Below are 13516 nucleotides of genomic sequence, written 5' to 3' on the forward strand. Positions count from 1 at the left end.
TTTTTGGCGGTTCGGTCACAGTCGCCGGTAAACTGTTGCTGTATCCTGGGTGAAATGCTCCAGTTCTTCTTGCCGACGGGCTTCCGACCATCCAAGACTGGCGGCAGCAAGTCGGGAAAGTTCTTCTGCGCGGTTACGCCCAAGGTCAGGGTCCAGGCCATCGGGTAGACGGCGCCGGACCAGATCGACGAGGCGGACAACATGTTCGGTGGCCAGCATTTGACCGATGCCGTTATTTGACACAAGCCCATCCGGTTTTCTTATTTTGCCGACAGGGGGGGCTCCCCGTTTGCCGAGCCGTTTTTCAACGGCCTTTGCGGCAAGACGGCTGGCATAACGGTGCAGCATGATCGTCGATCCCGTCACGGCGAGGAGACCTGGTGTCTGCTCATCTTCGGCGACGCGCACAGGCAGGCTTGTCGTGTTGCCGTCTACTGTTGAGGTGGGCCGAACCCCGCACCAGCAATGCTGCACATGATCGCGCGTCAGGTGGAGGTCGGGGAACAGGCGATTGGCTTCGCCAAGGATATAGTCGATTTCAGTATCCTGGACACGGATATCGTCGGGGTTTTCGGTGACTTCGGTTTCTGTCGGCCCAATAAAGTGTAGGTCTCGCCAGGGGAAGACGTAGAAGGGTTCATTTTTGCTGGAAAATGCCTCCAATCCCTGGCCGCGATAGCTTTCCGGCAGCCTGATCATGACATTCACGCCTTTGATGCCGATGACGCGTTTGATTTCGGCAGGGCCTCCGCCGGGCACGCGGTCGATCCAGGGGCCCGCTGCATTAATGACCAGGGAGGCTGTAATCCGGGCCTGTCCTGTTTCACCGGGCGCGCGTTCTGTAAGCGTCACTGCCCAGCCATCGTCCTGTTGATTGATACCGGTGACTTCGGCGTAGGTGCGGATAGTGGCGCCGCGCCGTTCGGCATCGAGGGCTGTATCGACGCAAATTCGTTCCGGCCAGGCATACATATATTCTTCGAAAACACCGACACCGCGAAGCGGGCCGCCAAGCCCCGCCGCAAGGCCGCTTTCTGCGCGGGCCTGCTTTTCCGCAAGTCGCCGATAGGACAGCGGCACTTTCCAGTCACCCAATGCCTCTACCAACCGGAAGCCGATGTCGACCAGCCAGGGCGGATAACGATCGCCTTTTCTGAAGGGGTAGTGGAATCTGTGTTTGGTCAGATGGTCGGGCATGTCCCGCACCAGTTCCGCACGGCATTGCATCACGGCGCGTGTGTATTTGAGGCGTCGCAACATGTCGAACGGGCGAAACGCCATCTGCCACAGCGGGTAGCGCACCGCCAGATAGCCCAGACCGGAATAGAGCATCCGGCTTGAGCGTGATGAGGTGCCTGCCCCGATATCCCCCCTGTCCACAAGCAGCGTCCGATAGCCCCGTCCGGCAAGTTCCCGGGCGGTTGCACAGCCAACAGCCCCTGCGCCGACGACGACAACGTCGTAGGTTGCGCCTTCAAAATGCTCCAGTAGTGGTCGGCTCATCGTCTACTCCCTATGCTGTTGGGGGATGGGCGCAGGGTTGTCTCGCTGCCTGTTGGTTATGGGGCGAAGTTGTGTCGGGCGAAGAAGCGGTCCAGTTCCCTTTGTTCCGGTGCCTGTCCGGTGAAGGTCTTCACATATTCCGGAATGCGTTTCATACGCACTGCTATATCTTCCTGCGTCTGCATGGAGATATAGCCGATCTGGACGAGATAGATGGTTCGGGCGCGCACATCTGCGGTAATCTCATCCGCCCCGAATCGTAAAAACATGCGTTGCAGGGCTTCAAGGCGTTGCTGGTCGGCTGCCTGGACCTCTGCCAGGATTTCCGGGGACTGGAGGGCCCAGCTTCTGATCGCGAATTCGAACAGGGAATCGAAGAGGTCGCTGTTCAGCCAGCAATCGGACACATTCAAGACGGCCTCTGCGATCGTTTCCGCATAGGCCTCCGTCTGTTTTACGAAGTTGCCCGTATTCTTGTCCCGCCATTGCGCAACCAGGGCGGCAAGCAATTCTTCACGGTCCTCGAAAAACCAGTAGAAGCTTGTCCGCGACAGGTTCAGTTTCTTTGCCAGCGGCATGATCTTGACCGCGTCTACGCCGGAAGACAGAAGGGCGTCATAGGCCGCCCCCAACCACAGTTCGGGGGACCCTCGCCAACCGCTATCGTTTGCTGATCTTTTCATGGGCAGACAATTATCAACTTGGTTCGAGTGCGACAATGCCGATGGTTGCGGGCGGGACCGTGAGGCCCCGCCGTTCAATCACAGATCCTTGACCAATCGCAACGCGTCGTAGATTGCCGCATGGGTATTACGGGCGGCAACGGCATCGCCGATGCGAAACAGGCGGAATTTACCCTCCGGGTTGCTGTCCACCGCTTGGGGGCCGCCGGTCGCAAGGGCATCATAATCAACCTCGCCCAGGTTCGACGACAGAACTTTCAGTTCGAAATAGATGTCGTCCAGCGGTCGCGTACCATGGTTGACCACTACCTGATCCACAAGCCGCTCCCGGGTCATGTCGCCATAGTCGCTGCCCAGATGTGCGCGCAACTGGTTTCCGTCGCGGGTGACGCCCATCAATCGCCAGGTCACCGTGAAGGTGGTGTCAAGCCGTTGCAGGCTGCGCATATAGGGGACAAGGTTCATCGCCATCACTTCGGGAGAGAAGCTTCTGTCCGGCGTGACGATTTCAACCTTTGCGCCTGTCGCGGCGATGGTGTCTGCGGCCTGTAGGGCGGCATGGTCACCGGCGTCATCGTAAATGAGGACATTGCTGCCCGGCTTTACGTCGCCTGACAGGATATCCCAGGCCGATACAACCAGCTCATTCCCGGATGACAGGACCTCCGTATGGGGCAGGCCGCCGGTTGCGATGATTACCTCATTAGGGTCGGTCGCGAGGATATCGCTGCCTTCCGCGAAGGTGTTGAAATGGAACTGGACCCCATGCTTCTCGCATTGGGCCATGCGCCAGTCGATGATTGAAATCATCTCCCGGCGGCGTTCCTGAAGGGCGGTGAGGCGGATCTGGCCGCCCGGCCGGTCGGCAGCCTCAAAAACGGTGACCTCATGACCGCGTTCGGCGGCAACGCGGGCGGCTTCCATACCGGCGGGACCGGCACCGACGATGGTAATGCGTTTTTTCTTGTTCGCAGGCAGGATGGTCTGCGGCATCTCCCGTTCACGGCCGGTGGCCGCGTTGTGAATGCACAGCGCCATACCGCCCTGGTAAATCCGGTCGAGGCAGTAATTCGCGCCAACACAGGGGCGGATGTCGTCTTCCCGTCCTTCGACGATCTTGCGGACGATATGCGGGTCGGTCATATGGGCGCGGGTCATGCCGATCATGTCGACCTTGCCTTCCGCAATGGCATAGCGGGCCGTGGCCACATCCGGGATTTTTGCCGCGTGGAAGGTGGGGAAATCGGTGGCGGCTTTGATCTCTCCTGCGAAATCAAGGTGTGGGGCGTTTTTCATGCCCTGGATCGGGATCACATCGGTCAGGGCGGCATCCGTATCAATATGTCCGCGAATAATATTCAGGAAATCGACCATGCCGCTGTCTTTCAGGCGTCGCGACACTTCCAGGCCCTCATCCTTGGTGAAACCGCCTGGAAGCTGTTCGTCGCCGGTATAGCGCACGCCGACAATGAATTCGTCACCACAGCGTTTACGGATTTCGCGGAGGACGTCAAAGGTAAAGCGCAGGCGGTTGTCCAGGCTTCCGCCGTAGGGGCCGTCCAGACTGTTGGTCAGCGGCGACCAGAACTGGTCCATCAGGTGTCCGTAGGCCTGTAGTTCGATCCCGTCGAGACCAGCGGCCTGCATACGCTCTGCCGCATCGGCATAGTCTTCGATAATGCGCGCGATATCCCAGTCTTCCATCTTCTTGGGGAAAGCCTTGTGGGATGCCTCGCGTTCATGGCTGGGCGAGACGACAGGCAGCCAGTCCGCCTTGTCCCAACGCGTCCGTCGCCCCAGATGGGTCAACTGGATCATGACCGCGCAACCATTGTCGTGGCATTCGTCGGTCAACTGTTTCATCCAACCGACAACCTCATCCTTCCAGGCCAGGATATTGTTGAAGACCGGCGGAGAATCCCGGGCAACAGAGGCGGACCCGGCGGTCATCGTCAGGGCGACGCCAGCCTTGGCACGCTCCACATGGTAGGCGCGATAGCGTTCCTTCGGCATGCCATCCTCGGGATAGGCCGGTTCGTGACTGGTGATCATGATCCGGTTGCGCAGCGTCAGATGCTTTAGCTGAAAGGGCTGGAGAAGCGGGTCTTTCGACATTTTTTCACCTCTGTGATCCTGAATTCCATTCAAAGGATAAGAGGAAATGTACATCAGTGTCAATTAACAGTACTTAGATGTCTGTTTTGAAAGTCGGGTTTCCTCATCCGGCCTGGGCGAGAATCCAGTCGCGAAACACCATGACTTCCGGTTTATGCAGTGGCGTATCATCGGGGAAGAGGAGGTAGTGGGACTGTTCTGTTTCCAGGGCGATATCCAGTGACCTGACCAACTTACCCTCGTCCAGATAGGATTCGGCAAAGCTTTCGAAGACCAGCGCGTGACCGACGCCCTGACAGGCCATCTCGAGGGCAAGATAGGAATTGTCGACCAGAATTCGGCGCCTTTGGGCAGGGCGCTCCACGTTATGGGTCAGGAACAGCCGTTCCCATGTGTCTTCAACGCCCATGATCTGGATGAGATGTTGCCCGGCAAAATCGGCCACCTCCTGCACGGGGCCGTCCCGGTTGATCAGGGCTTGGCTGCAGACAGGGATCACCTTTTCATTCATCAGAAGTTCCGACTGGTAATCGGACCATCGACCGTCGCCGTAACGGATATCCACGTCGATTTTCTCCGCGCTGAGCGATTCCGCCCAGTTGGAGGAATAGAGCCGAAGGTCGATATCCGGATACTGTTCCAAAAAGAGATGCATGCGCGGTGCCAACCAGAAAACCGAGAGTGAACTGGCACAGCGGACGGCCAGCCCCTGTTGGCCCCCACCGAACAGGCCGGAGGTTGAAATGGAGAGCTCGCTGAATGCCTTGCGGACGGACGGCAGATAGGCATTGGCCATGCTGGTCAGGCGAAGACTGCGCGGCAGGCGTTCGAAAAGCGGAAAGCCCAGATAGTCCTCCAAGGAGCGGACCTGGTGGCTGATGGCCGCAGGGGTCAGGTTCAATTCCCGGGCCGCGGCGGTGAAGCTGAGGCTGCGGGCGGAGGCTTCAAAGGCGCGCAGCCAGCTCAGAGGGGGTAATTGATAGGACAAGTGACGGTTCCCTAAATTTAGCTTCAAATAAAATGATGCCTTAGGGTGATAATCATTCGTTTTATTTTTCCGTCAAGGCGGCGGACTATATCTCCCGGTCAATTTCCATCCATGGGACCAGGGAGAAGCAAGGTCATGAAAATCACCGACGTCAAAACCTTTGTGGTTGGCAATCCACCGCCGGGCTTTGGGGGGCGTTATTTCATCTTCCTTAAATTGACGACCGATAGCAGTGTTGTCGGCTATGGCGAGGTTTATGTGGCCACTTTCGGGCCGCATGTGGTGGCGCGGATGATCGAAGACGTCTGCGAGCGTTTCGTCATTGGCAGCGACCCGTTCAAAATCGAGACCCTGTGGCGGCGCATGTATGGCAGTGGCTATGCCCAGCGCCCCGATATCTCGCTGGTCGGTGTGATGAGCGGGATTGAGATGGCCTGCTGGGATATTGTCGGTAAGGAAGTCGACAAGCCCGTCTATGAATTGCTCGGCGGGCAGGTCCATGAGGGGTTGCGTTCCTACACCTATCTGTATCCGGAAGACGGCGATGGCGCGAATGTCTATACCGACCCGGAGACGGCCGCGGAGCGTGCCGCGGCCTATGTCAAAAAGGGGTTCTCCGCAGTCAAATTCGACCCGGTCAGCGACTATTCCGTCTTTGACGGCCGTCAGCCCAGCCTGGAAGCGCTGGAGCGGTCCGAACGCTATGTGAAGCTGGTGCGCGAGGCGGTCGGTACGGATGCGGACCTTCTCTTCGGCACTCATGGGCAGTTTACGGCATCCGGTGCGTTGCGTCTGGCGCGCCGCCTGGAAGCCTATGATCCCTTGTGGTTTGAGGAGCCGACCCCACCGGAGATGCCGGAAGAAATGGCCAAGGTGGCGCAGGGGACGAGTATTCCTGTGGCGACTGGCGAGCGATTGGCGACAAAATATGAATTCGCCCGTGTCCTGGAAACCGGGGCGGCCTCGATCCTGCAGATGAATCTGGGGCGTGTCGGCGGTCTGCTGGAAGCCAAGAAAATTGCGGCCATGGCCGAGGCGCATTACGCGCAAATCGCCCCTCATCTTTATTGCGGCCCGATTGTGGGCGCTGCCAACGCGCAATTGGCAGCCTGCACCCCGAATTTCCTCATTCTGGAAAGCATTCTGGAATGGGATGGGTTCCACAGCGAAATTCTCACCAAACCGATGGAATGGCAGGATGGCTATGTGATCCCGCCGACGGCACCGGGATTGGGTGTGGAACTGAACGAAGCGGTGGCGGAGGCCAATCCTTACACCGGGGACGAGCTGCATCTGTCACCGGCCAACGATCCAATTCAATAATCCAACAGAAAACTGGAGCGGCATCATGAAAGTGGGCTTCATCGGTTTGGGCAATGTCGGTGGAAAACTCGCCGGCAGCCTGCTGCGCAACGGTTTCGACCTGACGGTTCGGGATTTGAACGCCGAGGCGGCCCGCCCTTTTATTGATCGGGGCGCCCGCTGGGCCGACAGCCCGAAGGAGATGGCGGAGGCCTGCGACCTGGTGATTACCTGTCTGCCGTCTCCTGCGGCCAGTGCGGCGGTGATGGAGGCGGAAGACGGTATCCTTGCGGGGCTGTCGGAGGGCAAGATTTGGGCGGAGATGAGCACGACGGACGAGGCGGAGGTCAAACGCCTCGGTGCGATGGTCCGGGAGGTCGGTGCCGACCCTGTGGATTGTCCGGTTTCCGGCGGTTGTCATCGGGCTGCGACCGGCAATATCTCGATCCTTGCCGGGGCTGATCGCGACGTTTTTAACCGTTTGTTGCCGGTATTGAAATCGCTGGGCAGGCGCGTGCTGCATACCGGCCCGCTGGGGTCGGCTTCCGTGCTGAAAGTGGTGACCAACTATCTGGCGACGGCCAATCTGGTGACCTTGTGCGAGGCATTGGTGACAGCCAAGGCGGCAGGGATGGACCTGAATGCGGCCTATGAAGCCATTCGTATTTCCTCCGGCAATTCCTTTGTTCATGAAACCGAAAGCCAGGTCATCCTGAACGGTAGCCGGGATATCAATTTCACGATGGATCTGGTGTTGAAGGATGTCAGCCTGTTCCAGGAGGTGGCCAACCGCGCGGGCGTGCCACTGGAGGTATCCCCTTTGCTGATCGACATCTTCGAGGATGGCGCGGCGCGCTTTGGGGAGCGCGAATGGTCCCCCAACATCATCAAACGTCTGGAAGAGGCAACCGGTCTGGATATCACCGCACCGGGATTCCCGGCGGAGATGTTGGACGATGAGCCGGAAGAGCCGGGTTATGAGGTGATCCCGAAAGGGTTAGGCCAGGGGGGCGGCGAGGCGTGACGAACAATGGACGAGTTTGACTATATCATCGTGGGGGCGGGCTCCGCCGGTTGCGTGTTGGCGGATCGCTTGTCCGCCGATGGACAGAACCGTGTTCTGGTCCTCGAGGCTGGCGGAACGGACCGTCGTCTCTGGATCAAGGTGCCCATTGGCTATGGCCGAACCTTCTTTGATGAACGGGTTAACTGGAAATATGAAACCGAGCCCGACGAAGGTACGAACGGTCGCCGCTCCTATTGGCCGCGCGGCAAGGCGCTGGGGGGCTCCAGTTCAATCAACGCCATGGTTTATTTCCGTGGGTTGGCCCATGATTACGAAGACTGGCGGCAGGCCGGGGCGACCGGCTGGGGCTGGGACGATGTCCGTCCGGTTTTCGAAAAATTGGAACGCAGGATTGCCGTCGACGGTTCCACACGCGGTGACGGTCCCGTGATGATCAGCGATGTGGCCGACCAGGCGCATCGGACCAATCGCTATTTCTTTGATGCATCGAAAGAAGTCGGTCTGCCGAAGACGGAGGATTTCAACGGTATTTCGCCGGAGGGCGTTGGATATTACCAGATCACCACGCGCGGCGGCGTCCGCTGTTCGGCGGCAGACGCCTTTCTTCGTCCGGCCATGAAGCGACGGAATGTGACACTTGTGTCGAATGCCCTTGTGGAGCGCGTTACTTTTGACGGAAAGCGTGCGACGGGTGTGCGCTACAAAATGGGAGGTCGTTCTGTCAGTGCGACAGTCCGCAAGGAAGTCATCCTGAGTGCAGGTGCCGTGAACTCGCCGCAGTTGCTGCAACTGTCCGGGATTGGGCCGGGGGCGTTGCTGCAGGAAATGGGGATTGAGCCGATCCATGTGAATGAGGCCGTCGGCGGCAATCTCCAGGACCATATCTCCATCAGCTATTTTTATAAGGCGACGGAGCCCACCCTGAACAATGAGCTGGCGCCCTGGTGGGGCAAAGTCCGGGCTGGGATGCAATATGTTCTGACGCGCAAAGGCCCTTTGAGCCTGAGTGTGAACCAATGCGGTGGCTTTGTGAAATCCAGCAGCACAGTCGCTCACCCCGATATGCAGCTCTATTTCAACCCGGTAACCTACACAACGGCACCGGTTGGCAAGCGGCCGATTATCAATCCCGATCCCTTCGCCGGGTTCATCATTTCCTTTCAGCCGTCACGCCCGACAAGCAGGGGGCGGATCGACATCAAGTCTCCAAACCCTAGGATCGCGGCGCGTATCCAGCCGCATTACCTGACCAGCAACAAGGACCTGGACGATGTGGTGGCGGGCGGCCGCATGGTGCGGTCTCTGGTGGCGACAAACGGCCTGCGCAATCTGATCAAAGAGGCGATCCCCCCCGACCTGGGGAGCATGTCGGATGATGATATCCTGTCTGATTTCCGCCAGCGTTGTGGCACCGTCTTTCATCCCGTGTCCACATGTGCGATGGGGAGCGACCCGGAAAACAGCGTCGTGGATTCAGACCTGAAGGTACGTGGCGTGGATGGTCTGCGCGTGGTTGACGCATCGGTTTTCCCGAATATCACCTCCGGTAATACCAACGCCCCGACGATCATGGTGGCCTACAAGGCCGCGACACAGATTTTGCAGGAAGGGTAAGAGAGACCAGGATGGCAAAAATTTCAAAACTGGAGACCTTCAGTAACGCGTTCGTTGGTTTTGTCCGTGTCACGGCAGATGACGGATCGGCCGGCTGGGGGCAGCTGTCCACCTATAACTCGGACATCACCGCGCAGGTCTTTCATCGCCAGGTCGCCCCTTGGAGCCTGGGCCGTGACATGAGTGACCTGGAACTGCTGGTCGACGAGATTCCGGAACGAGAGCATAAATTTCCGGGCTCTTACCTGCGCCGGGCCATGGCAGGCCTCGACACGGCAATCTGGGATTGGCGCGGGAAACAGGCCGGACAGCCGGTCGCGGCCCTGATCGGTGGCTCTGCGGGCGAGTTGCGGGCCTATGCTTCCTCGATGCGGCGCGATATCACCCCCTCGGAAGAGGCCGACCGTTTCCGGAACTTGCGTGAGACATTCGGTTTCGAAGCCTTCAAATTCCGGGTTGGGGCCGAATGTGGCCATGATCGCGACGAATGGCCGGGCCGCACGGAGGAGATTATTCCGGCGATCCGGCAGGCCCTTGGGCCTGATGTTTCCTTGCTGGTGGATGGCAATTCCGGTTTTTCGCCCGACCGCGCCATCGAAGTGGGGGCAATACTCGAAGCCAGTGCCGTGGAGCATTTCGAGGAACCCTGCCCCTATTGGGAGATGGAACAGACCAGACAGGTCACCGAGGCTTTGAGCCTTGATGTGACCGGCGGGGAGCAGGACTGGGACCTGCAACACTGGACGCGCATGATTGATATGGGGGCGGTCAATGTCGTACAGCCTGATATTCTCTATATGGGCGGGCTAACCCTGACGATGCGGGTGGCGGCGATGGCGGCGAAAGCCGGGCTGCCATGTACCCCGCATTGTGCAAACCTGTCGATGGTGACCCTGTTCACCATGCATCTGCTGCGGGCCATCACGAACGCTGGCAAATATCTCGAGTTTTCCATAGAGGGCCAGGACTACTATCCTTGGCAGCAAGGGCTGTTTGTCGAGGACCCCTATACCATTCGTGATGGCAAGGCCACGGTCACCGACACGCCGGGATGGGGCGTCAGTATTTCACCCGAATGGCTCGCCAAATCCCAATATCAAGAAAGTGAGGTAGCGTGATGAGCATATCCGCTGAGCAATTGATTGCCGACTATTTTGACCGGGCTCAGATGCCCAGTCTGCCGACCGGGCATTTCATCAATGGTGCCTTTGTGGCCGGTGACAGCGGAGAGAAACTGCAAAGCTTCGATCCGGCGACAGGCGAAGCTTTTGCCGAGTTCGTAGCGGGCAACGCGACGGATGTGGACAAGGCGTTGGCCGCGGCGACGAAGGGCTTTGAGGCCTGGCGCAAGACCAAACCGGCGGACCGTGTCGCGCTCTTGAACCGGGCGGCGGCGCTGATGCGTCAGAACCATGACTTGCTGTCTTTCATGGAAACGCTCGATTCAGGCAAGACGCTGGCGGAGGCGGAAGGGGATGTGGCCGGGTCCGCGCGCCTGCTGGAATATTATGCCGGGGCGGCGGACAAGCTGGACGGGCGCTCTGTTCCCATGGGGCCTGACCAGATGGCCTGGACGGTGCGCGAACCGGTCGGCGTGACGGCGCATATCATTCCCTGGAATTATCCCACCTCGACCTTCGTGCGCGGCGTCGCACCAGCCCTGGCGGCTGGATGTTCCGTTGTGGCGAAGCCGGCGGAAACGACGCCATTCACCGCCCTGATGATCGCAGAGCTTCTGTCCGAGGCGGGCCTGCCGGATGGTGTTATGAATGTGGTGACCGGGCTGGGCGGCGACGCAGGCGCGCCTTTGGTGGTGGACCCGCGGGTCAAACATGTGACCTTCACCGGTTCCGTTGCGACCGGCGTCAATGTGATGCAGGCGGTGGCACCCAATGTGACCCGGTTGACCTTGGAACTGGGCGGCAAGTCGCCCCTGATCGCGCTCAGCGACTGTGATGTGGAGGCTGCGGCAGAAGGCGCGCTTTGGGCGATCTTCTCCAATTCGGGCCAGATCTGTTCCGCCGGGTCCCGCCTGATCGTGCATCGGGATATTCATAATGCCCTGATGGACAAACTGCTCACCAGGGCCAAGGGCCTGAAGGTTGGCCATGGCCTGCGTAATCCGGATATGGGGGCGATCAATTCCCAGGCGCATCTGGATCGTGTCAGCGCGCATGTGGAACGCGCGAAGGCACGCGGCTGCAATATCGTCACCGGCGGCAATGTTATGACTGATCCGGAAACCGGCAAAGGCTGGTTCTTTGAGCCGACGATCATCGATGACCTGGCGCAGGATGATCCTGCAGTTCAGGAGGAAATCTTCGGCCCGGTTCTGGCCGTGCAGGTGGTCGACAGCGATGAAGAGGCTCTACAGGCTGCCAACGGTACGGAATATGGGCTGGTTACCGGCATCTACAGCCGGGATATCAGCCGCGCGCTGCGCCTGGCGCGTGACGTGGATGCGGGACAGATTTCCATCAATGACTATTGGGCCGGGGGGATTGAGTTGCCCTTTGGTGGGAACGGCAAGTCAGGCTTTGGCCGGGAGAAAGGCTGGGAAGGGTTGGACGCCTACACCAAATTCAAGAGTATTACAGTCAAACTCTGATAAGGGCTTGCCTTGTGAAAGGAAAAACCGCGCTGCCTGCAAAGACAGCGCGGTTTTATAATGCCAGTTTTGTCAGTGCTTAGCCAAGCGTCGGCATGACGAATTCCGGGTCGGACCGCTGACCCGTCGGCCAACGCAGGGTCGTGGTTTTGATTCGGGTGTAGAAGCGGATGCCTTCCATACCGTGCATGGCGTGATCGCCAAAGATGGAGGCTTTCCAGCCGCCAAAGCTGTGGAAGGCCATCGGAACCGGGATCGGCACGTTGACGCCGACCATACCCACCTCGATATCCTGCGAGAAGGCGCGCGCCGTATCACCGTCGCGGGTGAAGATGGCCGTGCCGTTTGCATACTGGCAGGACTGGATCAGCTCAACAGCCTCGTCATAGGACTTGCGGCGGACAACAGACAGGACCGGCCCGAAGATTTCTTCTTTCCAGATTTTCATGTCCGTCGTGACATTGTCGATCAGCGTGCCACCGATGAAGTAACCGTTTTCACAGCCCTGCTTGTCCTGTTTGAAGTTCCGGCCATCGACCACGATCTTTGCACCATCGGCCTCACCGCTGTTGATATAGCCGTGAACCTTGTCCAGATGCTGGCTGGTGACCAGCGGACCCATCTCCGCGCCTTTCATGTCGGACGGACCGATCTTCAGGGCTTCGATTTTGGGGATGAGCTTGTCGATCAGGGCGTCAGCCACGGCATCGGTCACTGGCACGGCCACGGAAATCGCCATGCAGCGTTCCCCGGCGGAACCGAAGGCGGCGCCCATCAGTGCGCTTGCCGCCATGTCCAGGTCCGCATCGGGCATGATGACCATGTGGTTCTTAGCACCACCCAGGGCCTGAACACGCTTGCCCTGTGCCGTACCCGTTTCGTAGATATACTGTGCAATCGGGGTGGAGCCGACGAAGGAAACAGCCTTCACATCCGGATGGTGGAGCAGGGTGTCGACGGCTTCCTTGTCGCCCTGGACGATGTTGAACACACCTTCCGGCAGACCGGCTTCTGCCAGCCATTTTGCAATCAGCAGCGGGGCGGACGGGTCACGCTCAGACGGCTTCAAGACAAAGGTGTTACCGCAGGCAAGTGCCACCGGGAACATCCACATCGGCACCATGGCCGGGAAGTTGAACGGGGTGATACCGGCAACAACGCCCAGGCTCTGGCGGATGGACTGGCTGTCCACGCCGGTACCGACGTTCTCGGAGAATTCACCTTTCAGCAGATGCGGCGCACCGGTGGCAAATTCCACGACTTCCAGGCCACGGGTGACTTCACCCAGGGCATCGTCATGGGTTTTGCCATGTTCGCAGGAAATGGCGCGGGCCAGTTCGTCGGCACGTTCCCACAGGATCGACTTGAAACGGTCCAGAATACGCGCGCGGCGCAGGGCCGGGGTTTTGGACCATGCAGGCCAGGCTGCTTTGGCGGCGGCAACAGCAGTGTTCACCTCATCAGCGGAGGCCAGAGCGACCGTCTTTTCGCTTTCACCGGTAGCCGGGTTGAACACGGGCTGGTTCCGGCCGGATGTACCGGCCACAAGGGCGTTATTAATGAAATGCGCCAATTCAGTCATCGGTATCCTCCGCAGTCATGGTTTTGAATTTTTATAGTGAGACAAATTTAAATTGACTAATTTGCGTGGTAAATTCGCTTAATTGCGATAATAG

10 protein-coding genes are annotated in these 13516 nt (G+C 59.0%); 5 read left to right on the plus strand and 5 right to left on the minus strand.

The genetic code is table 11. From position 1 onward, the window contains the following. Positions 1-15: 15 nt before the first annotated feature. The 4 genes from IF205_RS09530 to IF205_RS09545 form a co-directional block, all read right to left on the minus strand. Positions 16-1503 (minus strand): FAD-dependent oxidoreductase, encoded by a 1488-nt coding sequence (locus IF205_RS09530; RefSeq protein WP_259783052.1) that lies wholly within the window; start codon positions 1501-1503, stop codon positions 16-18. A 56-nt stretch (positions 1504-1559) separates the two neighbouring features. Continuing rightward, a complete protein-coding gene (locus IF205_RS09535) occupies positions 1560-2186 on the minus strand; it encodes a TetR/AcrR family transcriptional regulator (protein WP_259783053.1) in 627 nt (208 codons plus the stop codon). Positions 2187-2264: 78 nt separating this feature from the next. Beyond that, the gene (gene hpbA, locus IF205_RS09540) at positions 2265-4301 is read right to left on the minus strand and encodes an N-methyl-L-proline N-demethylase HpbA (RefSeq protein ID WP_259783054.1); all 2037 of its coding nucleotides are present in this window, start codon (positions 4299-4301) and stop codon (positions 2265-2267) included. Between the two features lie 103 nt (positions 4302-4404). Then, entirely contained in the window at positions 4405-5289 is an 885-nt protein-coding gene (locus IF205_RS09545) for a LysR substrate-binding domain-containing protein (RefSeq protein ID WP_259783055.1), read from the minus strand. A 135-nt stretch (positions 5290-5424) separates the two neighbouring features. On the opposite strand from IF205_RS09545, the gene IF205_RS09550 reads away from it, so the two are divergent. The 5 genes from IF205_RS09550 to IF205_RS09570 are packed head-to-tail and all read left to right on the plus strand — an operon-like array spanning position 5425 to position 11840. Continuing rightward, positions 5425-6612, plus strand: a complete 1188-nt coding sequence (locus IF205_RS09550) for a mandelate racemase/muconate lactonizing enzyme family protein (protein WP_259783056.1) — start codon at positions 5425-5427, stop codon at positions 6610-6612. 25 nt (positions 6613-6637) lie between these two features. Beyond that, positions 6638-7615: an NAD(P)-dependent oxidoreductase gene (locus IF205_RS09555; protein ID WP_259783057.1), complete on the plus strand. Its 978-nt coding sequence runs from the start codon at positions 6638-6640 to the stop codon at positions 7613-7615. A gap of 6 nt (positions 7616-7621) precedes the next feature. Next, entirely contained in the window at positions 7622-9232 is a 1611-nt protein-coding gene (locus IF205_RS09560; RefSeq protein ID WP_259783058.1) for a GMC family oxidoreductase, read from the plus strand. An 11-nt stretch (positions 9233-9243) separates the two neighbouring features. Then, positions 9244-10350 carry a mandelate racemase/muconate lactonizing enzyme family protein gene (locus IF205_RS09565; RefSeq protein ID WP_259783059.1) on the plus strand — a complete coding sequence of 369 codons (1107 nt, stop codon included), beginning with the start codon at positions 9244-9246 and terminating at the stop codon, positions 10348-10350. Further along, positions 10350-11840: an aldehyde dehydrogenase family protein gene (locus IF205_RS09570; RefSeq protein ID WP_259783060.1), complete on the plus strand. Its 1491-nt coding sequence runs from the start codon at positions 10350-10352 to the stop codon at positions 11838-11840. The genes IF205_RS09565 and IF205_RS09570 overlap by 1 nt, the downstream gene beginning before the upstream one ends. Before the next feature lie 79 nt (positions 11841-11919). Here the strand turns inward: IF205_RS09570 and IF205_RS09575 are convergent, their stop codons facing one another. Beyond that, complete coding sequence (locus IF205_RS09575; protein WP_259783061.1) at positions 11920-13422, minus strand: CoA-acylating methylmalonate-semialdehyde dehydrogenase; 1503 nt, start codon at positions 13420-13422, stop codon at positions 11920-11922. Between the last annotated feature and the right edge of the window lie 94 nt (positions 13423-13516).

Origin of the sequence: Aestuariispira ectoiniformans, assembly GCF_025136295.1 — a bacterium.
Lineage (GTDB): Bacteria > Pseudomonadota > Alphaproteobacteria > UBA8366 > Aestuariispiraceae > Aestuariispira_A > Aestuariispira_A ectoiniformans.